Below are 20,289 nucleotides of genomic sequence, written 5' to 3'. Positions count from 1 at the left end.
TCTCAGGCGTAACGCAGCGGTAGATTGACGCACACCCGGGTACCGTGGGTGCAGGAGATCGTCAGCGTGCCCCCCAGGGCGGTCACGCGCTCGCGCATGCCGGTCAGACCGAACCCCTGCGCGCTCGAGCCCGGCGGCAGGCCGCAGCCGTCATCCTCCAGCACCAGCATCAGTCGCTCCTCCTGCTGCCAGCCCTGCAGGGTCACGGCGCTGGCGCTGGCATGCTTGACGATATTGTTCAGTCCCTCCTGGCAGACGCGGAACAGGGTCACGCGCTGGTTTTCACTCAGCCCCGCCTCGTTAATCCGCCAGTCGAGATGGCTGACGATGCCGCGATCCTCCAGCTCCATCTCGCGCATCAGAGAACGTACCGCCTGCTCCAGCGGCAGGTCGTCAAGCTGGCGCGGACGCAGGCGGCCCAGCAGGCGACGCACCGAGTCATACACCCCCAGCGAGAGGTGTTCAATCAGCTGGCCGCTCTGGCGAACGCTGGCGTTGTCCGGCGCCAGCCGCTGGACGATCCCCGCCTGGGTGCGTATTGCGGTGATGGTCTGGCCAATATCATCATGGAGCTCGCGCGCGACGTCGCGGCGCACGCTCTCTTCGGTCTCCAGCAGGCGATCCGCCAGCCGCCGATTGCGCGCCAGCTCGCTCTGTAGCGACTGGTTCAGCTCGCGCAATCGCTGGATCCCCGCCCCCAGCAGCAGCCCGGTGAGGCTCTGCGCCAGCAGCGAAAGCAGGAGATCGACGGGGTGATCGTGCCAGGTCTGGCTGGCAATCAGGGCGATCGCGTTCATCAGCGTAGCGATCAGCGCTCCCTGCCAGCCGTAGTGCCAGGCCAGAGCGATAATCGGCAGCGCGAGGCAAAACGGGGTAAAGCGGGAGAGCTCGGCGGGCAGCCCAAGCTGCAGCCACAGGCTTATGGTGAATAACAGCAGATACCAGATCAGATGCCGCCCGCGCCAGTTTACCGGCTGCGCCACCAGCGACGGCCCCAGCGGCCGCCAGACGGTGCTGGTGAGGTAGTGCCAGAACACCAGACAGGTCGGCGCCAGGGTCAGGCCGCCGGTGAGCGTCAACAGCAGGGCGTTAAGCCCCTCGTCCCCCTCCGCCAGCCAGGGCAGCGATTGCAGCAGCGCGGCGGCCATTAACGCCCCGCCCTGACGCAGAAGCGTCAGCCAGTCGCGCTGCTGGCGATATCGCGAGATCAGCGCCACCGGCAGAAGGGTCAGCAGGCTTCCGGTCATCAATATTATCGGATGCGCCAGCGCCACTTCCTGCGTCAGCCAGAAGATCAGCAGCCACTCGCTTCCCAGCAGCACCGGCCAGTAGCCGCGCGGGCACTGGAGCATCAGCCCCAGCCGCAGGCCGAAGGGGAACAGCAGCACCGCCAGATCGGCGCGCTCCACCAGATGCAGGCTGATGCTCCACAGACAAAACCAGGCGGCGGCGAAGATAAAGGCGCAGCCGATCACCGACAGCAGGCGCGGGAGTAAGGTCTTCATTGCCAGCTGTCAAACATGCGGCGCGCCAGCTCGACGTCATTGCTGACGCCCAGTTTTTCCAGCAGGTTGGCGCGGTGAACGTGGACGGTTTTCGGCGACAGCCCGAGCTCAGCGGCGATCTCTTTTACCGCCATGCCCTGCGCCAGCTTTTCCGCCACCTGACGTTCGCGTTTGGTGAGCGGATCCTGGCGCCCGGCGGCCAGCTTCATGGCGATATCCGGCGTGAGATAGCAGCCCCCCGCCGCCACCGTGCGCACCGCGGCGATAAGTTCGTCCGGGCTGCAGCGTTTCGACAGAAAGCCGCGCGCGCCGGCGTTGAGCGCCTGCTCGACCAGCGCCGGGCTGTCGTGCACCGACAGCATAATGGTCGCCATCCCCTTCGGCAGCTGGCTGAGCAGCTCCAGCCCGGAAATATCCGGCATCGAGATATCGCAGATACAGACCTGAACGCCGCGCCCCGGCAACCCCGCCAGCGCCTCGCGGCCGCTGCCAAATTCGGCGACAACCTGAAAATCAGTTTCCAGCCCCAGCAGCTGAGCAAAGCCGGAGCGGACAATCAAATGATCGTCAATAAGGGCGATGGTAGTCATGGTGTTTCCTGGTGCCTGAAAGCGCCGGATGGCGGCGTAAACGCCTTATCCGGCCTACGGATTCACTCCCTGAAGGCCGGATTAGCGCAGCGCCATCCGGTAAAGGCGCTTACCTTAACCATAAGCACCTTACCGTTCAAGCCTTGCGCGATTTACTCGAAGAACACCGCAATTTTGTTAAACATGGTGGGATCGGACTGGTTACGCGCCACTTTGGTGACATCTTCCAGCTTTTCAATCTGGCTAATCATCTGCCCGAGACGCTGATCGTCGTTCACCAGCAGCCAGATGCGGCTGTGTTCGCTGCCCTGAATCGGTAGACAGAGAATACCTTCGACGTTAAACGCGCGGCGGGCAAAAAGCCCGCAGACGTGGGTCATGACGCCGGGGTGGTTGCGGACGGTGAGTTCCAGGATGACGTTATCACAGTGTTTTTGCATGGCTTATTCCCCCACCATTTCAGTATTAGCCGCACCCGGCGGTACCATCGGATACACTTTCTGCTGCGCGTCGATGCGCACGTGGATCAGCGCCGGCCCCGGACGGTCGATGATCGCCTGCAGCGCCGCCTGCGGATCGGCTTCGTTATTTAAATCACAGGTTTGCAGGCCAAAACCGGCGGCAATCTGCATAAAGTTAATCATCCCCGGATAGGTGGCGGCAAAAACCCCCTGCTGATAGAACAGGCTCTGCTGCTGATGCACCAGCCCCAGCGCTTCGTTGTTCAGCAGGATAATTTTTACATCCAGCTGATTTTCAGCGGCGGTGGCCATCTCCTGAATATTCATCATCAGGCTGCCGTCGCCGGAGAAGCAGATAACCTTGCGCTGCGGATTCGCCAGCGCCGCGCCGATCGCCGCCGGCAGGCCGAAGCCCATGGTGCCAAGACCGCCGGAGGTCAGCCACTGCCGCGGACGGTTGAGCGGGTAGGCCTGCGCCGTCCACATCTGGTGCTGGCCTACGTCGGTGGTGATGATCGCTTCATCATCCACGCAGGCGGCCACGGCGTTAATCAGGCCATAATGGGAGAGCGGGTCGCTTCCCTGCGGGATGGCGCAGGGGAATTCGCGCTGCAAGTCGGCCACCAGCTGGCGCCACTCCTCGCGCGGCTGCGCCTCAACCTGCGGGTTCAGCTGGGCTAAGACTTCCGCCACATCGCCCTGAATCGCCACGTGCGGTTGCTTAATTTTGCCCAGCTCGGCGCGGTCGATATCGACGTGGATAATCTTCGCGTTCGGGCAGAACTGCTCGGTCTTGCCAATCGCCCGGTCATCAAAACGCGCGCCTAAAACAATCAGTAAATCCGCTTCCTGCAGAATGAAGTTGGTGCTGCGCGCGCCATGCATGCCCAGCATCCCCAGCGACAGCGGGTGCGCCTTCGGCAGCATGCCCAGCGCCATCAGGGTCATGGTGGTCGGCAGGTTGGCTTTTTCCGCCAGCTCACGGATCTCCTGCGGCGCGTTAATCACCCCGCCGCCCAGATAGAGCACCGGACGCTTCGCCGCGTTGATCATCGCCGCCGCTTCGCGCACGCTTTCGGGGGCGAATGCCGGCGCTGCGGCGCGCTCGCCCGGCTCCGGCAGCGTTTCCAGCTCAATGGTCGCCGACTGTACGTCCTTAGGAATGTCTATCCACACCGGCCCGGGACGCCCGGACTGAGCAATACGGAAGGCGTCGCTGATCACCTGCGGCAGCTCGGCGATGTCGCGCACCAGATAGTTATGTTTGGTGATGGGGATAGAGATGCCGTAGGTGTCCACTTCCTGGAAGGCGTCGGTGCCGATCATCGATGCCGGCACCTGGCCGGTGATGCAGACCAGCGGAATCGAATCCAGGCGGGCATCGGCGATCGCCGTCACCAGGTTCGTCGCCCCCGGGCCGCTGCAGGCCATACAGACCGCCGGTTTGCCTTCGGTACGCGCCATCCCCTGGGCGATAAAGCCCGCGCCCTGCTCGTGGCGCGCCAGGATGTGGCGGATCTGCGTGCTTTGGCTTAAGGCATCGTAGATAGGCAGGATGGAGCCGCCCGGAATGCCGCTAACCATAGTGATACCCTGGCGTTCCAGTAAATGAACAACCAGCTGCGCGCCGGTAAAGCGCATTGTGTTTGATGTGGTGCCCGAACTTGCCATGCTCCAGTCCTTTTCTTCTGGGCCGACTTTACCGGGGGGCTCGCCAACAAAAAACCCCGCTCGGTTTGCGCCGGCGGGGTTTGGAATTCGTGTTGTTCCGGACCCTACGGCGCATTGCCGACGACGACCACCACAGACACGACGACCACCGCGGCTGGCGCGGTTTTTAGTAGGGTCGAAGCGATCAGGGTTGCGTTCATTAGGGACCTGTTGTGTCGAAAAATAAGCTGAATTTATACAAACACAGGTTTTACGTTTTCACAATGGTTTTATTTTCATCCACGGAAATTTGCGCGAAAGATCACAGTTCGGCGCAAAAGGGCAGAAAACAAAAAACCCCGCCGGAGCGAGGTTTTTATCAGCATGGTTACAGGTGGTAGCCGCAAGCACACTGTATTACGTCAACGCCAAAAGTATACGCGATCGCTGCAGTTCGCGCAATTTAAGGTCGGTTTTTCTCTGTCATAGAGTATGGGATAGCGCGGCGGATTTGTCCAAAAAATACTGTTCATCCATACAGTATTTATCTATACTGGGTGTGTTCATGGTGTGCCATTCGGGGGCCGCAAGTTTGACCGGCGCAACGAAGTCCTGGCTGAAACGGGTGGTGCCGTCAGTGCCTTAACCCCGAGAGAGCACACTGTGTTACGTCAACAACGTGCAGTCACTGGCCCGCGCGGCAACGCGTGGTTCAGCGCTGCGCACCCCTGTCGTTGCAGGCGGCGGGCCGGGAAGCCGTCCACGGAAGGAGCCACCACAGGCCAGGGCGACGCCGCCGGCGACAGGCAGGGATAAGCTGACAACGGGCAGCGGAAAGGTACGTCAGCTTATTGTGCTCCTTAACCACAGGAGACGCGCGTATGGGCGGAATGGATATTATTATTTTAATCCTGAAACTCATGGTTGCTGTGTTGCAACTACTTGATGCAGTCCTGAAACAGTTCCGCTGATTCAGGTTCAAGTCGCACCTGAGGGGGGCGGGAAACCGCCCCCCTGCAGGCGCCCGCCGGGCGTACCGGGATGACTTGATGGAGGAAGCTATGCCACCCCTGTTAATTGCCGCCACGACGCCGGATGCCCCGGGGTTCGCGGCGCTGCGCACCGAAAGCCTTGAACAGCATTTCAATATGCTGCGCCGCCTGGCGGAAAACTGGCAGAGCGGCAAAAACCGCTTTACCGCGCCGGGCGAAACGCTGCTGGGCGCCTTCGTGAATCACCAGCTGGTTGGGGTATGCGGCATCAATAGCGATCCCTTCAGCCCCCAGCCGCGGGCCGGGCGTATTCGCCACCTCTACATCAGCGAGCGCTACCGCCGCCGGGGGATCGGCCAGCAGCTGCTGGTCTCGGTTATCACCCACTCCAGCGCCTGGTTCGATTTTCTCAACACCCACGCTCCGGCGCAGGCCTGGCCCTTTTATGAAAGACTTGGCTTTCGCCCGGTGTACGATGAACCGCGGGTGACGCATCGCCTGTTTTGTTCGCTGTAGCCCCGCTGGCTGGCAGCGCGGGCGCGTGTTACAGTCCGGTGACCTTCACTGTTGAACCTGTCTGCGATGACCCTCACCGTATTCTGCATTTTGCTGTTCGCCGCCCTGCTGCACGCCAGCTGGAACGCTATTGTCAAAGCCAGCGGCGATAAAATGTACGCGGCGATCGGCGTCAGCGGCTCGGCCGCGCTGCTCGCCCTGGTGATGCTGCCTTTTGCCCCGCAGCCCACGCTGGCCAGCGCCCCCTATCTGCTGGCGTCGTGCGCGTTACAGGTGGTGTATACGGTGCTGGTGGCGAAGACCTATCAGGTGTCGGATATGAGCCAGACCTATCCGCTGATGCGGGGGACTGCCCCGTTGCTGGTGGCGGCGATAAGCGTGCTGTTTCTCGGCGATCGTTTGTCGCCGCTGGCCTGGCTGGGTATCGGCGTCATCTGTCTGGCCATTCTGGCGATGGCCTTTAACGGCCTCGCCAGCTCCCGCAAAGGCATCGTGCTGGCGCTGATCAACGCCTGCTTTATCGCCGGCTATACGCTGGTGGATGGCACCGGCGTCCGGCTGGCGGGCTCGGCGCTGGGCTACACCCTGTGGACCTTTTTTATGAACGGCTTCTGCCTGCTAAGTTGGGCAATGATAACCCGCCGCGCTGAAGCCAGCCGCTATCTGCGCCTGCACTGGCGAAAAGGTATCCTCGGCGGGATCGGCACCATGGGCTCCTACGGCCTGGCGCTGTGGGCGATGACCCAGGCGCCGCTGGCGGTGGTCGCCGCGCTGCGTGAAACCTCCATTTTGTTCGGCGCGCTGATCGCGTTTATCGTCCTGAAAGAGCAACTGATGCCGCTGCGCATCGTCGCCGCCTGCGGGATTGCCGCCGGGGCGATCCTCCTGCGCCTCGCGTAGCCTGAAATGGCAACATTAGTTGCCGTTCCTGTTTACATAATCTGCCTGGAATTCCCTCAACAATCGGCACTTTGCAGTTGTTATGTCATTTTTATATGGTAGATTCCTCCATCGTTTACGGGGTGTGCCAGTCACATATTCTTAATTTTTATTTACTCACAAAGTATTCATCGACATGAAACGGCATAAAAACTTCAATTTGTTGTTGATGCTGGTACTGCTGGTGGCCGTCGGCCAGATGGCGCAGACCATCTATATTCCGGCCATCGCCGACATGGCGGTCGCGCTGAACGTCCGCGAAGGGGCGGTACAAAGCGTAATGGCGGCCTACCTGCTGACCTACGGTATTTCACAGCTGTTTTACGGCCCGCTCTCCGACCGCGTGGGTCGCCGCCCGGTGATCCTCGTCGGGATGTCGATTTTTATGCTGGCGACGCTGGTAGCCATTACCACCCATAGCCTGCCGGTGCTGATCGCCGCCAGCGCCATGCAGGGGATGGGCACCGGCGTCGGCGGCGTGATGGCGCGCACCCTGCCCCGCGATCTGTACGAAGGCGCCCAGCTGCGTCATGCCAATAGCCTGTTAAATATGGGCATTCTGGTCAGCCCGCTGATTGCCCCGCTGCTCGGCGGCATCCTCGACACCCTGTGGAACTGGCGCGCCTGTTACGCCTTCCTGCTGGTGCTGTGCGCGGGGGTGACCTTTAGCATGGCGAAATGGATGCCGGAAACGCGCCCGGAGGGCGCGCCGCGCACCAAACTTCTGGCCAGCTACAAAACGCTGTTCGGCACCGGCGCCTTTAACTGTTACCTGCTCATGCTGATCGGCGGCCTGGCGGGGATTGCGGTATTCGAAGCCTGTTCCGGCGTACTGATGGGCGCGGTGCTCGGCCTGAGCAGCATGGCGGTGAGTATTCTGTTTATTCTGCCGATCCCGGCCGCCTTCTTCGGCGCCTGGTTTGCCGGCCGGCCTAACAAGCGTTTCCCGACCCTGATGTGGCAATCGGTTATCTGCTGCCTGCTGGCGGGTCTGATGATGTGGATCCCGGGGCTGCTGGGCGTTATGACCGTCTGGACCCTGCTGGTGCCGGCGGCGCTGTTCTTCTTTGGCGCCGGCATGCTGTTCCCGCTGGCCACCAGCGGCGCGATGGAGCCATTCCCGTTCCTCGCCGGTACCGCCGGGGCGCTGGTTGGCGGCTTGCAGAATATCGGTTCCGGCGTGCTGGCATGGCTGTCAGCAATGATGCCGCAAACCGGTCAGGGCAGTCTCGGGCTGCTGATGATGCTGATGGGCCTGTTGATTCTGCTGTGCTGGCTGCCGCTGGCCTCGCGCTTTACCCATCATCAGCAGCCGGTATAAGCGCGGCGGCCGCTCCCCGGATAGCGGCTGACGCCTTACCCGGCCTACCGTTCTGTCCTCTGTAGGCCCGCGCAAGCGCAGCGCCGCCGGGCGGTTATCAGGCGCCGTACCGTTATGTTGCCGGGTGGCGGCTGGCGCCTTACCCGGCCTGTCCAACATCATTGAGGGGTAGCCCGGCTCATTTTCAGGTCAGACTATGCAGCCACTCAATAAAGGCGTCGATTTTCGGCCACTGGCGACCCGGCAGGGTGGTCACATAGTAGTGCTGGTGGCATTTCAGCGTCATATCGCCAAACGGGGCGATCAACTCCCCGCTCTCCAGCCGCTTCTGCACCAGCCGCTTACGCCCCATTGCCACCCCGAGGTGGTTCATCGCCGCGATCGCCGCTAAATCGGAACGATCGAAGCCAATGCCCGACGATGGCGGCAGGTCCACCGCAAACTGCTGCGCCCAGCTATACCACTCATCGGTGCCGGAATCGTTGCTCCATGCCTGGCGGTCGTGGAGCAAGGTACAGTGGCGCAGATTGCCCGGATTCGACATTAACTGCCGCTGGTGCGCGTAATTCGGCGTACATACCGGCACGATCGCCTCATCCATCAGAAAATGGTGGCTCAACTGCGACGACGGCGCATCATCAAAATAGATCGCCAGATCGATGCCCGTCCGCTGCAGGTTAACGTTCTCGTTGCCGGTCAGCACGGTGAGGGAGATGGCCGGGTAACGGCGGGTAAAGTCTCCCAGAGCCGGCACCAGCCAGCACTGGGCGATAGAGGGCCGCGAGTAGACCGTCAGACTGCCGGAGAGCTCCTGGTTTTTGATGTCGAGGATCTCCTGATTGAGGCCATCCAGCGACGACTTCAGCGCCCAGTAGACCCGCTTACCTTCACGCGTCAGCTCAACTTTACGATGCGAGCGGACAAAGAGCAGGATCCCCAGCTCCGCTTCCAGCTGATTAATCCGGTGGCTGACGGCGCCAGGCGTGAGCGCCAGCTCGTCGGCGGCCAGGGCAAACGACTCGTGCCGCGCCGCTACTTCAAAGGTCGACAGCCTGGAAAGCTGCCAGCCGTTCAGCAGCCGGGTACCTATGTTTTTTAGCACATCCATCACGCGCTCCTGGCTAATACAGTGGCTGTTGATGATAAAAAAATCACGCCGGTTTTGCCGCTAAAGGGTGAATTAATTTGACCCACAGCATGTTTAATGGTCTGTTTTTGAGCCAAATCACCGACTTGATTCAATTCTCCTCACCTTAAAGCCCATTTATATCGTTTGTCAGCCCATGAGGTTTCTCGCTTCAATAAGGCCAGATTATTCACAGGCGAGGTGGAATATGGGTTCGCAAGTCTGGGTTGTGAGCACGCTGCTGATCAGCATCGTGTTAATCGTCTTAACGATCGTCAAACTGAAGTTTCATCCTTTTCTGGCGCTGCTGCTGGCGAGCTTTTTCGTCGGCGCGATGATGGGAATGGGGCCGCTGGAGATGGTCAACGCCATTGAGAGCGGGATCGGCGGCACGCTGGGCTTCCTGGCGGCGGTGATCGGCCTCGGCACCATTCTCGGCAAGATGATGGAGGTCTCCGGCGCGGCGGAGCGCATCGGCCTGACGCTGCAGCGCTGCCGCTGGCTGTCGGCGGACGTGATTATGGTGCTGGTCGGCCTGATCTGCGGCATCACGCTGTTTGTCGAAGTCGGCGTGGTCCTGCTGATCCCGCTGGCCTTCTCCATCGCCAAAAAAACCAACACCTCGCTGCTGAAGCTGGCTATTCCGCTGTGTACCGCGCTGATGGCGGTGCACTGCGTGGTCCCTCCGCATCCGGCGGCCCTGTTTGTCGCTAACAAACTGGGCGCCGATATTGGCACAGTAATTGTCTATGGCCTGCTGGTCGGTCTGATCGCCTCGCTGGTTGGCGGCCCGCTGTTTCTCCGAGCGTTAGGCAACCGCCTGCCGTACAAACCGGTCCCGGCCGAATTTGCCAATCTTGAGGTCCGCGAGGCGTCGACGCTGCCGTCGCTCGGCGCCACGCTGTTTACCGTACTGCTGCCGATTGGCCTGATGCTGGTGAAAACCGTCGCCGAACTGAACATGGCGAAAGGCGGCACGCTGTATACGGTGCTGGAATTTATCGGCAACCCCATCACCGCGATGTTTATCGCCGTCTTTGTCGCGTATTACATGCTCGGCATTCGTCGGCAAATGGGGATGGGCGTCCTGCTAACCCATACTGAAAATGGCTTTGGGTCGATCGCCAACATCCTGCTGATTATCGGCGCAGGCGGCGCGTTCAACGCGATCTTAAAATCCAGCGGCCTGGCCGATAGCCTGGCGGTGATCCTGTCGAACCTCGATATGCACCCGATTCTGCTGGCCTGGCTGGTGGCGCTTATCCTGCACGCCGCCGTCGGCTCCGCCACCGTGGCGATGATGGGCGCCACCGCCATCGTCGCGCCGATGCTGCCGCTCTATCCCGGCGTCAGCCCGGAGATCATCGCTATTGCTATCGGTTCCGGCGCCATTGGCTGCACGATCGTCACCGATTCCCTCTTCTGGCTGGTCAAACAGTACTGCGGCACAAGCCTCAGTGAAACGTTCAAGTACTACACGACGGCGACTTTTATCGCGTCGCTACTTGCACTGGCCGCCACCTTCCTGCTTTCTTTCATTATCTGAGCGCAAAGAGACGTATGATGAAACACGCTGAATTGACTACCTTGACCGCGACCTTCCCGCTTGTGCAGGATCTGATCGCCCTGAAAGAAACCACCTGGTTTAACCCCGCCACCACCCCTCTGGCGGAGGGATTGCCTTACGTCGGTCTGACCGCCGACGACGTGCAGGACGCCCATGCCCGCCTTCAGCGCTTCGCGCCCTATCTGGCGGAAGCCTTCCCGGAAACGGCCGTCAGCGGCGGGATCATCGAATCGGAAGTGGTCGCCATTCCGGCAATGAAGCACCGCCTCGAGCAAAAATTCGGCCAGCCGATTGGCGGCGAACTGCTGCTGAAAAAAGACAGCCATCTGCCGATCTCCGGCTCGATCAAAGCGCGCGGCGGCATCTATGAAGTGCTGACCCATGCGGAAAAGCTGGCGCTCGAGGCCGGGCTGCTGACTACCGCAGATGATTATCGCAAATTGCTGACGCCGGAGTTTAAACAGTTCTTCCGCCAGTACAGCATCGCCGTCGGCTCAACCGGCAACCTCGGGATGTCGATCGGCATCATGAGCGCCCGCATCGGCTTTAAGGTTACCGTGCATATGTCCGCGGACGCCCGGGCGTGGAAAAAGGCCAAACTGCGCAGCCACGGCGTGACGGTGGTGGAGTATGAAGAGGACTACGGCGTGGCGGTCGAACAGGGACGCAAGGCGGCGGAATCCGACCCGAACTGCTTTTTCATCGACGATGAAAATTCGCGCACGCTGTTCCTCGGCTATGCCGTGGCCGGCGAGCGCCTGAAGGCGCAGTTCGCCAAAGCCGGACGGGTGGTCGATGCCGACCATCCGCTGTTCGTCTACCTGCCGTGCGGCGTCGGCGGCGGCCCCGGCGGCGTGGCGTTTGGCCTCAAGCTGGCCTTTGGCGACCACGTTCACTGCCTGTTCGCCGAACCGACCCACTCTCCCTGCATGCTGCTCGGCGTCTACACCGGGCTTCATGACCAGATAGCGGTGCAGGATTTAGGCATTGATAACCTGACCGCCGCCGACGGTCTGGCGGTCGGCCGGGCGTCCGGCTTCGTTGGCCGGGCAATGGAGCGCCTGCTCGACGGGTTCTATACCCTTGACGACCAGACGATGTATGACATGTTGGGCTGGCTGGCGACAGCGGAAAATATTCGCCTTGAGCCCTCCGCGCTGGCCGGGATGGCCGGGCCGCAGCGCGTCTGCGCCAGCAAAGCGTACCATCAGCTGCAAGGGCTGAGTGAGCAACAGCTGCAGCAGGCGACCCACCTGGTGTGGGCCACCGGCGGCGGAATGGTGCCGGAAGAGGAGATGGCGCAGTATCTGGCGAAGGGGCGCTAATCTTCAGCGCAGCAGCGGCATCAACGCCTCTGGCGGCCGCTGCTGTCGGCGCAGGTCCCGCATCACTCGCATATAGGGCCCGCTGAGATCGTAGAACTGCCGGTAACCCGCGCACAGCGGGTCTTCCTGTTCGCCGCAGCGGCACAGGCGTAGCCACGGACAGCCGTAGCAGGCGCTGTTGGCCGCCGGCGCGCCCGCCTGCGTTATCAACTCGCCGCACCAGGCGCTCAGCGTCTCGCTGAACAGCAAAATATTGATACGGCCAATATCTTCCCGCACCCAGCGGTGAAAGACCGCGCAGAGAAACTCTCCCCACAGCGCGGCGTCGCCAGCCGCCAGCTGCGGAATAAAATGGATAGCCGTAAGCCCCTGTTGACGCAGCTGCGCATAGAACGCCTGCGGCTGGCGGCAATGCTCCGCCTCGACCACTACCGCCTGAAAGGGAGTGTCATGTTGCTGGCCGGGGGCATGAGTGAGAGGCAAATTCGCCGGACATCCTGTCATGACATATCCCTAATGAATGAAACGATCTGTTGAAGGTGAGTAACAGCAAACAGGAATGCCAGAGAAAGTACTGCGAGTGCGATCAAAAATTTGTCACGAACCGCCCGCGGCTGTAAAAAATCGCTGTCGTCGACGTCCATCAGATGACGACGGCGGGTATAGCCCCAAAGGATCCCCGCCACTAACGCCAGCACGCCGATCGACAGCCAGAACGGCAGTCCGGCGCGGTGCCAGCTGTGCTTAATCGCCAGCGCCATCAGCGCGCCATAGCCCAGCAGGGTGCGAAACCAGGCCAGGGAGGTGCGCTCTGGCTGTAGCCCCGGGTCGCTTTCCCGCCGCGCCCGGCGTTTATCCGCCATACAGCACCAGCAACATCACCGCGACCACCACCGCCAGCAGCAGGATGCTAATCACCAGCAGCGTCCGGGTATAGGGGAGATCCTGCTTCAGGCGCATCGCCTTCTCGTTGTTCAGCCAGCGCAGATAGCCATAGATGGCCATGCCGCCGGCAAACAGGCATAGCAGCAGGGCGAGAATTTCACGGATCAGCGGCGTGGCAAAGTCTGGCGCCAGCTGGTCAAGACCGACGCCAGCGGCAAGAAAACCGAGCGCCGTGCGGATCCACGCCAGAAAGGTGCGTTCGTTAGCCAGCGAAAAGCGGTAATCAGGCGCTTCGCCGAGGCGGGAGATTTTCATGACGGTTCCTTGTTCATCGCGCAGCAGGCTTCAGCATAGCGTAAATCAGGAACCGGGGAGAAGCATCGGCGCCCCGCAGGGCGCCGGTCAACGGCGGGGATTAATGCAGCTCCGGCCAGTAATCCTTATTGGCGGCAATCAGGTCGTCGAGGATCGCTTTCGCCACCGAGGCGCTCGGCACGGTTTTCGACAGGGTAATCGCCTGCCACAGCTTGTGGTAAGAGCGTTGTTCCCAGGCATCGACCACCAGTTTTTCCACCGCCACCTGCTGGCTCATCATCCCTTTCTGGAAGTGCGGGATGTCCCCGACCGTCAGCGGCTCCGGCCCGTTGTGGCCCACCAGGCAAGGAATTTCCACCATCGCGTCGGCGTCAAAGTTATGGATCGCGCCATTGTTCGGCACAATCAGCAGCATCCTTTCCTGCGTGTTAAAGGCGATGGCCGTCGCCAGATCGACGATATACGACGCGTGCTCGTCAATCTCCAGATCGCCTGCGGAGGATTTCCCGGCGGCAATAATCGCCCGGCAGGCGCTGAAGACGTTTTTCTCACGATGATCCATCACCTCATTGGCGCGGGTGCGTTCCGGGTTGGAGTGGGCCACCACGTAGTCCGGGAACAGGTAATATTTCAGGTAGGTATTCGGCATGGTCTGCGGATCCAGCGCCTGCACATCTTTCGCTTTGGCAAAGGTGTCGTTCCAGCTTGCCTCGGTGTGCGGGTCGTTAGATGGCGGCACATAGCCGTATTTCGCCACATATTCGCGCAGTTTCGGCATCAAATCGTTGCCGTCGAGATCCTCAATCGAGGTCCACCAGCCGAAGTGGTTGAGGCCATAGTAGCGCACGCGCATCTGTTTACGGTCTTTGAGGCCGACAATCTGCGCCATCCGCCCTTCAATGCCGATCGGCATATCGCAGATGTTGAGGATTTTGGCGTTCGGCCGCAGACGACGGGTGGCTTCCGCCACAATCGCCGCCGGGTTGGAGTAGTTAAGCATCCAGGCGTTCGGCGAATATTTTTCCATATAATCCACCAGCTCCAGCACGCCGCCGATAGAGCGCATACCGTAGGCGATCCCGCCCGGTCCGCAGGTCTCCTGGCCCAGCACGCCGTGGCGCAGCGGGATTTTCTCATCCTGTTCACGCATCGGATATTTCCCGACGCGGATATGCGCCATGACGAAATCAACATCGGTAAACGCCGCCTGCGGATCGGTGGTATAGCTGAATTCAATCTCCGGCGCCTGCTCTTTGAGGATCACTTTGCACGCCTCGGCGATGGTCTCCTGCCGCGCCCCGTCGTTGTCGTAAAATTTCAGCGACCGCAGCGGAAAACGATCCTGGTTTGCCAGCAGCATCAGGACAATGCCCGGGGTGAAGGTGCTGCCGCCGCCTGCGATAACAACTGAGAATTTTTTCATGATACTGCCTCCGTCATGGTGGTATGTTCGGTCGAAAGAGAATCTTTCATCAGGTTTTCCAGCTGGTCGCGCACCTGGGGAACGTGCAGGCCGACGATGACCTGAATCCCGTTGCCGCGGCGTACTACCCCGTGGGCGCCCAGCGCTTTAAAGACGTCGTCACTTTGCGTTTTCGCCATATCGACCAGCGCGATGCGCAGTCGGGTGGCGCAGTTATTGATACTTTCAATGTTGCTGGCGCCGCCGAGGGCCTGCAGGAAGCCAGCGGCCTGGCCCAGCCGGGTCTCTGGCGCGGCTGCCGCCGTGGTTTTACCCCGCGCCGCCTGATAATCAGCCTTGCTGTAGAGCTTGATTTCGCTCTCTTCCCGGCCCGGCGTCTTCAGTTTCAGACGCAGGATCAGGGTGCGGAAGACCACGAAGTAGAGGGCGGTGAAACAGAGACCAATACCTATCTGAATGAACATCATCGAGGCGTGGTGATGGAACATCGGGATCCAGTTTTGCGGCAAGAACTGGTCGAGCAGGCCGCCGCCGAAATTGCCCACCACCCCGCAGATGTACATCACCGTCGCCATGGACGCCGCCAGCACCGCGTGGACGGCGAACAGCAGCGGCGAGATGAACAGGAAGGTGAACTCCAGCGGCTCGGTGATCCCGACCAGCATCGCGGTCAACGTGGCGGGGATCAGCAGGCCGGCGACCTTGACGCGATTTTCCGGCGCGGCGGTGAAGTAAAGCGCCAGCGCAATGCCCACCGAACCAAACACTTTCGAGTTACCGTGCAGGGCAAAGCCGCCCTCCGGGAACAGCGTCTTCAGCGGTTCCGTACTCTGGCTGAACGCCTGCAGATGCTCTGCCCAGTAGACCTGCAGTCCGCCCTCCACTACCGCCGGGCCAAAGATGAACGGGCCATAGACGAAGTGATGCAGACCGGTGGGGATCAGAATGCGCTCAAGGAAGATGTAGACCCACACCCCGAGCGCGCCGGCAGAGCGCAGGAAGGCCTGTAGCGATTCAATACCCAGCTGGACTTTTGGCCAGCCGAGCAGCGTCAGCCAGGCGCAGGGGATCATCGCGAGGAAGGCGACAATGACCACAAACGATGAGCCCTGGAAGATGCCGAGGAACACCGGCAGGGGTTTATCGAAATAGCGATTATGCAGGGCCGTCACCAGGCCGGAGATGACGATCGCCCCGATAATGCTGGTGTCGAGGGTTTTAATCCCGGCAATCATCGTCAGGCCGCTGCCGGCCGTGGGTTCAACGGAAAAGTCGACGCCGAAGAAGTGGCCCCAGGTCATCCCCATGGCGTTAATAAAGTAATTCCAGGTGAGAAAGCTCACCAGTACCGCCAGACAGGCCCGGCCCTGGGCCTGCTTCGCCAGGCCAATCGGCAGACCGACGGCGAAAATCAGCGGCATATTACGAAAGACGGTCCAGCCGCCCTCTTCGATGATGTGAACGATCTGTGCAAACAGGCTGTCGGGTGCGGTCAGCGCTTCGCCGACGAACATCGGGTTGCGCAACATAATGGCGATACCGACCACGATCCCGGCGAAAGGAAACAATAAAACCGGGGTAAACATGGCGCCGCCAAAGCGTTGTATTTGACTGAGCATTGGGAAATCCTCATGTAACAACTCGTAGGGTGAATGGCCTTCTTTTTCTTGATTACCGGCCTCACTCGAGAATAGGAATTTGCCCGTCCAACAACATGCCGCGCCGTTGCGATTCGTGATCGCTTTCATGGTTTTAATTTGGCCAAAGTTGTCTACTTCGTTAACAAAAGTTAGACATCGATAAGCCAAAGGATGAAATCGATCTAATGAATTGATAATAATCTTTTGTTTTGAAACTAATTTTTTAATAACAGGTGAAGAAAATAACTTCGCTCTTTCCTGTACAAGAGGACTACTGGTGATCTACAAATCCATTGCTGACCGCCTGCGGCTGCGGCTGAATTCTGCCGACTTCTCCATCGGCAGCCCGCTGCCGGGAGAGAAAAAACTGGCCGAGGAGTTCGGGGTGGCGCGCATGACCATCCGCAAAGCCATCGACCTGCTGGTGGACTGGGGGTTGGTGGTCCGTCGCCACGGCTCGGGGACCTACGTGGCGCGTAAAGACGTCCATCATGAAACCAGCAATCTCACCGGCCTGGCGGAAGTGCTGCGCAAGCAGGGTAAAGAGGTGGTAAGCCAGGTGCTGGCCTTCGAAGTGATGCCTGCCCCGCCGGCCATCGCCAGCCTGCTGCGAATTAAAATTGATGAACGGATCTACTTCTCGCGGCGGGTGCGCTTCGTCGACGGCAAGCCGCTGATGCTGGAGGATAGCTATATGCCGGTGAAGCTGTTTCGTAACCTGTCGCTGAGCCATCTGGAGGGATCGAAATTTGATTATATTGAGAAGGAGTGCGGGATCATCATCAGCGGGAACTATGAGACCCTGACGCCGGTGCTGGCGGACAGGCAGCTGGCGCGCTCAATGAACGTTCCGGAGCAGATGCCGCTGCTGCGGATTACCTCCCTTTCCTACAGCGACAGCGGCGAGTTTCTTAACTATTCGGTCATGTTCCGCAACGCCAGCGAGTATCAGGTGGACTACCATCTGCGCCGCGTCCAGGCGCACAGCCCGCTAGCTCAGCCCCCAGAACAGCACGGCGAGTAGCTGCGGGGTGATAATCCGCAGGAACATCACCAGCGGATAGACGGTAGCGTAAGAAAGCGCCGCCGCGCCGCTGGTGGCGTGCAGATTGTTGGCGAAGGCCAGCGCCGGCGGGTCGGTCATCGAGCCGGCCAGCATGCCGCACAGCGTCAGATAGTTCATTTTCGCCAGCATGCGCGCGAGAATGCCTACCGTCAGCAGCGGGATGGCGGTGATGAAAATGCCGTAAGCGATCCAGCTCAGGCCATCGCCCTGGGTCAGGGTCGCCACAAAGTCGCCCCCCGATTTCAGCCCGACCACCGCCAGAAACAGCACGATCCCCAGCTCGCGCAGCGCCAGGTTGGCGCTCGGCGGCATAAACCAGTACAGCTTGCCGATGCTCCCGATGCGCCCGAGAATCAGCGCCATAATCAGCGGCCCCCCGGCCAGCCCGAGCTTCAGGGCGGCGGGGAAGCCGGGAATAAACAACGGGATAGATCCCAGCAGTACCCCGAGGCCGATGCCGATAAATACCGGCAGCATCTGAACCTGCTGCAGCTTCTGCTGGGCGTTACCCAGCTCGGCGGCCACGGCGTCAATCGCCTCCGGACGGCCGACCAGGTTAAGAATATCGCCAAACTGCAGGCTGGCGCTGCTGCTGGCCACCAGCTCGACGCCAGCGCGATTAAGCCGGGAGATCACGACGTCATAGCGCTGTTTGACGTGAAGATCGCGTATTTTCTTCCCCAGCACTTTCTCGTTAGTCACCACCACCCGCTCTACCTTCAGGTCGGTGCCGCGCGTCGACAGCGAGGTGGCCACCTCCTGGCCGATCACCAGTTGCGCATTGTGCAGATCCTCCGGCCGCCCCACCAGGTGCAGCAGATCGCCGGCCTGGATAAGGGTGCCCGGCGCAGGCACCATTAGCAGCTCACCGCGCTTCAGTCGCGAACAGACGATATTGTCGCTGTTGAGCATCGGCACATCCTGAATCGCCATCTGGTTGAGGTTGGGGTTCTCCACCCGCACATTGATGGTGTGCAAATGGGCATGGCCGTTGCCGCTGCTCTCCTCAAATTGCTGGGCCTCTTTCTCGACATTGATGCGAAAGAACAGGCGCACCAGCCACATGGTCAGCAGAATGCCGCAGATGCCGAACGGATACGCCATCGCATAGCTCATCCCCATCTGATCGACCACCTCTAACGGCACCCCGAGATCCCGCAGGATTTGCTGCCCGGCCCCCAGCGCCGGCGTGTTGGTCACCGCGCCGGAGAAGATGCCAAGCACCACCGGGAGAGGAATATTGAACAGTTTATGCAGCACCGCCGTGACCAGGCCGCCAAGAATCACGATCAGGATAGCGAAAAGATTGAGCCGCAGGCCTGAGACCCGCAGCGAGGCGAAAAAGCCTGGCCCCACCTGGATACCGATGGTGTAGACAAACAGGATCAAGCCGAATTCCTGAATAAAATGCAGCATCGGGCTGCTGAGGGCGACTCCCGCCTGATCGACAAAGTGGCCGACGATAATGCCGCCAAACAACACGCCGCCAATACCAAAGCCGACGCCGCGGATTTTGACATTGCCGATCCACAGCCCAATCACCGCCACCAGCGCCAGTACGCTGACCGTCAATGCTATCTCACTCATGGTATCGTCCCTGTGAATAACATTATTATTAACAGGGATTATGACCGCTGCCAGACGGGTTGTATGCAGCCTGGCGCACAATACCAGCAAACAGACCGGCACAAAAAAGCCCCGAAAATCGGGGCTTTATCAATAGGTTGCTTTATTAGCTATTTAACGCCGGTCGTTCGCTGATGGCGATGCGCTGCGGGGCGATCTGCTCAGGCTCATGGCGGGTCAGATCGATATGCAGCAGACCGTTGGTGAAGGTCGCGCCAGAGACCTCCATGTTGTTGGCGAGGGTGAAGCTCAGGCTGAAGGCCTGGCTCACCAGCCCCTGGTGCAGCCAGGTGGTCTCTTTTTCCGGCTGCTGCGGCGTGCCTTTTACCACCAGGCGGGTGCCTTCCAGCTGAATATCCAGATCTTCCTGACGGAAACCGGCCAGCGCAAGGGTGATGCGGTAGTGGTTATCGTCGCTTTTTTCGATGTTATAGGGCGGGAAGCTCTGGCTTTCACCGGCGGTTTGCAGGGCGCTGGCCAGTTTGTCAAAACCGATCCATTGACGCAGCAGGGGGGATAAATCGTAGTTACGCATACTGTTTTCTCCTTCTGTGAAGCGAGTGAATATCTGCGAATTGCGCGAATTCGCATATGCTCCCTGACGGCGAGCAGGTTATTACATCAGGCCGCCACGCGGCCTGAGAGGGACAATTAGTTGATTTCGATACGGCGCGGCTTGTTCGCTTCCGGGATCACCCGTTCCAGATCGATATACAGCAGACCGTTTACCAGGTTGGCGCCGCGGACATGAATGTTTTCCGCCAGCTGGAATTTGCGCTCGAAGTTACGCTCGGCGATCCCCTGATACAGGTAGGTCCGCTCTTTCTGCTCGGCAGCGTGGGCGCCTTTGACGATCAGCAGATTGTCCTGGGCGGTGATCTCCAGCTCGCTTTCAGCAAAGCCAGCCACCGCGATAGCGATGCGATAGTGGTTTTCGTCTACCAGCTCGACGTTATACGGAGGGTAGCCGCCATTGCTCTGGCTTTGATTGTTTTCCAGCAGGTTAAACAGGCGGTCGAAACCAATGGCTGAACGATAAAGCGGGGAGAGATCGAAGTTACGCATAATAAATAGCTCCTGAAAATCAGCGAGAATCAAATGACCTTCCATCGTGGACAGGCCGCGGTAATCCGGAATACCCCTCAGGCGTATTCTCAGTGGGTTACACCTATAAAATGGGTTTCTCCCCGTGCTTTTCAAGGGATTGAGGGCGTTTTTTTTTGCAGTTTGCCGATGATTGCTTAGACTGGGGGGAGGAGCACAAAAAGCAAAGTGCGATGCCCGCCACAGTGCGGCGCAATAACGCTATGCATTCACGGGATGGCCCGATATAACCGCTAAA

At 60.1% G+C, this 20,289-nt stretch carries 22 protein-coding genes and 1 other annotated feature; of the genes, 8 read left to right on the top strand and 14 right to left on the bottom strand.

Features of this window, described 5'->3' with window-relative positions:
* Positions 1-2: 2 nt before the first annotated feature.
* The 5 genes from uhpB to ivbL form a co-directional block, all read right to left on the bottom strand.
* Positions 3-1,484 carry a signal transduction histidine-protein kinase/phosphatase UhpB gene (gene uhpB, locus LGM20_RS00195; RefSeq protein ID WP_072199062.1) on the bottom strand — a complete coding sequence of 494 codons (1,482 nt, stop codon included), beginning with the start codon at positions 1,482-1,484 and terminating at the stop codon, positions 3-5.
* A gap of 17 nt (positions 1,485-1,501) precedes the next feature.
* Positions 1,502-2,095, bottom strand: a complete 594-nt coding sequence (uhpA, locus tag LGM20_RS00190) for a transcriptional regulator UhpA (RefSeq protein WP_023291438.1) — start codon at positions 2,093-2,095, stop codon at positions 1,502-1,504.
* Between the two features lie 152 nt (positions 2,096-2,247).
* A complete protein-coding gene (ilvN, locus tag LGM20_RS00185) occupies positions 2,248-2,535 on the bottom strand; it encodes an acetolactate synthase small subunit (RefSeq protein ID WP_017899675.1) in 288 nt (95 codons plus the stop codon).
* 3 nt (positions 2,536-2,538) lie between these two features.
* Positions 2,539-4,227, bottom strand: coding sequence for an acetolactate synthase large subunit (gene ilvB / locus LGM20_RS00180; RefSeq protein ID WP_044525086.1), 1,689 nt, complete (start codon positions 4,225-4,227; stop codon positions 2,539-2,541).
* A 104-nt stretch (positions 4,228-4,331) separates the two neighbouring features.
* Positions 4,332-4,427, bottom strand: coding sequence for an ilvB operon leader peptide IvbL (ivbL, locus tag LGM20_RS00175; RefSeq protein ID WP_002923286.1), 96 nt, complete (start codon positions 4,425-4,427; stop codon positions 4,332-4,334).
* Between the two features lie 12 nt (positions 4,428-4,439).
* Between ivbL and LGM20_RS00170 the strand changes: the two genes are divergently transcribed.
* From LGM20_RS00170 to emrD, 5 genes are all read left to right on the top strand, one after another.
* Positions 4,440-4,607, top strand: a complete 168-nt coding sequence (locus tag LGM20_RS00170; RefSeq protein WP_162823538.1) for a hypothetical protein — start codon at positions 4,440-4,442, stop codon at positions 4,605-4,607.
* A 450-nt stretch (positions 4,608-5,057) separates the two neighbouring features.
* Complete coding sequence (gene tisB / locus LGM20_RS00165; RefSeq protein ID WP_004145059.1) at positions 5,058-5,177, top strand: type I toxin-antitoxin system toxin TisB; 120 nt, start codon at positions 5,058-5,060, stop codon at positions 5,175-5,177.
* Between the two features lie 90 nt (positions 5,178-5,267).
* A complete protein-coding gene (locus LGM20_RS00160) occupies positions 5,268-5,714 on the top strand; it encodes a GNAT family N-acetyltransferase (RefSeq protein WP_004202251.1) in 447 nt (148 codons plus the stop codon).
* A gap of 66 nt (positions 5,715-5,780) precedes the next feature.
* Positions 5,781-6,614, top strand: coding sequence for a DMT family transporter (locus tag LGM20_RS00155; protein WP_044525087.1), 834 nt, complete (start codon positions 5,781-5,783; stop codon positions 6,612-6,614).
* A gap of 175 nt (positions 6,615-6,789) precedes the next feature.
* Positions 6,790-7,974, top strand: coding sequence for a multidrug efflux MFS transporter EmrD (emrD, locus tag LGM20_RS00150; protein WP_023291441.1), 1,185 nt, complete (start codon positions 6,790-6,792; stop codon positions 7,972-7,974).
* A gap of 184 nt (positions 7,975-8,158) precedes the next feature.
* Here emrD and dsdC read toward each other — a convergent pair whose 3' ends face one another.
* Positions 8,159-9,082: a DNA-binding transcriptional regulator DsdC gene (gene dsdC / locus LGM20_RS00145; protein WP_044525088.1), complete on the bottom strand. Its 924-nt coding sequence runs from the start codon at positions 9,080-9,082 to the stop codon at positions 8,159-8,161.
* Positions 9,083-9,308: 226 nt separating this feature from the next.
* Between dsdC and dsdX the strand changes: the two genes are divergently transcribed.
* Together dsdX and dsdA are read left to right on the top strand one after the other, a co-directional pair.
* Entirely contained in the window at positions 9,309-10,646 is a 1,338-nt protein-coding gene (gene dsdX / locus LGM20_RS00140) for a D-serine transporter DsdX (RefSeq protein WP_044525089.1), read from the top strand.
* 17 nt (positions 10,647-10,663) lie between these two features.
* Positions 10,664-11,992, top strand: coding sequence for a D-serine ammonia-lyase (dsdA, locus tag LGM20_RS00135; RefSeq protein ID WP_044525090.1), 1,329 nt, complete (start codon positions 10,664-10,666; stop codon positions 11,990-11,992).
* Between the two features lie 3 nt (positions 11,993-11,995).
* Here the strand turns inward: dsdA and LGM20_RS00130 are convergent, their stop codons facing one another.
* From LGM20_RS00130 to LGM20_RS00110, 5 genes are all read right to left on the bottom strand, one after another.
* Positions 11,996-12,496, bottom strand: coding sequence for a radical SAM protein (locus LGM20_RS00130; RefSeq protein WP_023291445.1), 501 nt, complete (start codon positions 12,494-12,496; stop codon positions 11,996-11,998).
* Positions 12,493-12,855: a DUF202 domain-containing protein gene (locus LGM20_RS00125; RefSeq protein ID WP_044525091.1), complete on the bottom strand. Its 363-nt coding sequence runs from the start codon at positions 12,853-12,855 to the stop codon at positions 12,493-12,495. Before LGM20_RS00125 ends, LGM20_RS00130 begins: the two co-directional genes overlap by 4 nt.
* On the bottom strand, positions 12,845-13,192 hold the full coding sequence (locus LGM20_RS00120; protein ID WP_004202264.1) for a YidH family protein: 348 nt from the start codon (positions 13,190-13,192) through the stop codon (positions 12,845-12,847). Before LGM20_RS00120 ends, LGM20_RS00125 begins: the two co-directional genes overlap by 11 nt.
* Positions 13,193-13,292: 100 nt before the next feature.
* The gene (locus LGM20_RS00115; RefSeq protein WP_017899668.1) at positions 13,293-14,615 is read right to left on the bottom strand and encodes a 6-phospho-alpha-glucosidase; all 1,323 of its coding nucleotides are present in this window, start codon (positions 14,613-14,615) and stop codon (positions 13,293-13,295) included.
* Positions 14,612-16,234 carry an alpha-glucoside-specific PTS transporter subunit IIBC gene (locus LGM20_RS00110; protein WP_044525092.1) on the bottom strand — a complete coding sequence of 541 codons (1,623 nt, stop codon included), beginning with the start codon at positions 16,232-16,234 and terminating at the stop codon, positions 14,612-14,614. The genes LGM20_RS00115 and LGM20_RS00110 overlap by 4 nt, the downstream gene beginning before the upstream one ends.
* Before the next feature lie 298 nt (positions 16,235-16,532).
* On the opposite strand from LGM20_RS00110, the gene LGM20_RS00105 reads away from it, so the two are divergent.
* Positions 16,533-17,279, top strand: coding sequence for a GntR family transcriptional regulator (locus LGM20_RS00105; RefSeq protein WP_044525093.1), 747 nt, complete (start codon positions 16,533-16,535; stop codon positions 17,277-17,279).
* Here LGM20_RS00105 and LGM20_RS00100 read toward each other — a convergent pair.
* The 3 genes from LGM20_RS00100 to ibpA all read right to left on the bottom strand — a co-directional run bounded on the left by LGM20_RS00100 (position 17,247) and on the right by ibpA (position 20,012).
* Entirely contained in the window at positions 17,247-18,908 is a 1,662-nt protein-coding gene (locus LGM20_RS00100; RefSeq protein WP_044525094.1) for a putative transporter, read from the bottom strand. The two genes, LGM20_RS00105 and LGM20_RS00100, sit on opposite strands and share 33 nt — an antisense overlap.
* 145 nt (positions 18,909-19,053) lie before the next feature.
* A complete protein-coding gene (ibpB, locus tag LGM20_RS00095; protein WP_044525095.1) occupies positions 19,054-19,482 on the bottom strand; it encodes a small heat shock chaperone IbpB in 429 nt (142 codons plus the stop codon).
* 116 nt (positions 19,483-19,598) lie between these two features.
* Complete coding sequence (ibpA, locus tag LGM20_RS00090; RefSeq protein ID WP_004151523.1) at positions 19,599-20,012, bottom strand: small heat shock chaperone IbpA; 414 nt, start codon at positions 20,010-20,012, stop codon at positions 19,599-19,601.
* Positions 20,006-20,081: a sequence feature (ROSE (Repression Of Heat Shock gene Expression) occurs in the 5'-region of heat shock genes and acts as an RNA thermometer to modulate expression.), on the bottom strand. It overlaps the preceding gene by 7 nt.
* Positions 20,082-20,289 lie beyond the last annotated feature (208 nt).

It is taken from the genome of Klebsiella quasipneumoniae subsp. quasipneumoniae, from assembly GCF_020525925.1.
GTDB classification, from domain to species: Bacteria; Pseudomonadota; Gammaproteobacteria; order Enterobacterales; family Enterobacteriaceae; genus Klebsiella; species Klebsiella quasipneumoniae.
The sequence above is the reverse complement of the archived record's forward strand: the minus strand, read 5'-3'. Positions and strand labels throughout refer to the sequence as shown.

Excerpts from the sequence above, each read along its gene's own strand:
- uhpA (WP_023291438.1), bottom strand. The coding sequence starts at position 2,095 with ATGACTACCATCGCCCTTATTGACGATCATTTGATTGTCCGCTCCGGC.
- ilvN (WP_017899675.1), bottom strand. The coding sequence starts at position 2,535 with ATGCAAAAACACTGTGATAACGTCATCCTGGAACTCACCGTCCGCAAC.
- ilvB (WP_044525086.1), bottom strand. The coding sequence starts at position 4,227 with ATGGCAAGTTCGGGCACCACATCAAACACAATGCGCTTTACCGGCGCG.
- ivbL (WP_002923286.1), bottom strand. The coding sequence starts at position 4,427 with ATGAACGCAACCCTGATCGCTTCGACCCTACTAAAAACCGCGCCAGCC.
- LGM20_RS00160 (WP_004202251.1), top strand. The coding sequence starts at position 5,268 with ATGCCACCCCTGTTAATTGCCGCCACGACGCCGGATGCCCCGGGGTTC.
- LGM20_RS00155 (WP_044525087.1), top strand. The coding sequence starts at position 5,781 with ATGACCCTCACCGTATTCTGCATTTTGCTGTTCGCCGCCCTGCTGCAC.
- emrD (WP_023291441.1), top strand. The coding sequence starts at position 6,790 with ATGAAACGGCATAAAAACTTCAATTTGTTGTTGATGCTGGTACTGCTG.
- dsdC (WP_044525088.1), bottom strand. The coding sequence starts at position 9,082 with ATGGATGTGCTAAAAAACATAGGTACCCGGCTGCTGAACGGCTGGCAG.
- dsdX (WP_044525089.1), top strand. The coding sequence starts at position 9,309 with ATGGGTTCGCAAGTCTGGGTTGTGAGCACGCTGCTGATCAGCATCGTG.
- dsdA (WP_044525090.1), top strand. The coding sequence starts at position 10,664 with ATGAAACACGCTGAATTGACTACCTTGACCGCGACCTTCCCGCTTGTG.
- LGM20_RS00130 (WP_023291445.1), bottom strand. The coding sequence starts at position 12,496 with ATGACAGGATGTCCGGCGAATTTGCCTCTCACTCATGCCCCCGGCCAG.
- LGM20_RS00125 (WP_044525091.1), bottom strand. The coding sequence starts at position 12,855 with ATGGCGGATAAACGCCGGGCGCGGCGGGAAAGCGACCCGGGGCTACAG.
- LGM20_RS00120 (WP_004202264.1), bottom strand. The coding sequence starts at position 13,192 with ATGAAAATCTCCCGCCTCGGCGAAGCGCCTGATTACCGCTTTTCGCTG.
- LGM20_RS00115 (WP_017899668.1), bottom strand. The coding sequence starts at position 14,615 with ATGAAAAAATTCTCAGTTGTTATCGCAGGCGGCGGCAGCACCTTCACC.
- LGM20_RS00110 (WP_044525092.1), bottom strand. The coding sequence starts at position 16,234 with ATGCTCAGTCAAATACAACGCTTTGGCGGCGCCATGTTTACCCCGGTT.
- LGM20_RS00100 (WP_044525094.1), bottom strand. The coding sequence starts at position 18,908 with ATGAGTGAGATAGCATTGACGGTCAGCGTACTGGCGCTGGTGGCGGTG.
- ibpB (WP_044525095.1), bottom strand. The coding sequence starts at position 19,482 with ATGCGTAACTACGATTTATCCCCCCTGCTGCGTCAATGGATCGGTTTT.
- ibpA (WP_004151523.1), bottom strand. The coding sequence starts at position 20,012 with ATGCGTAACTTCGATCTCTCCCCGCTTTATCGTTCAGCCATTGGTTTC.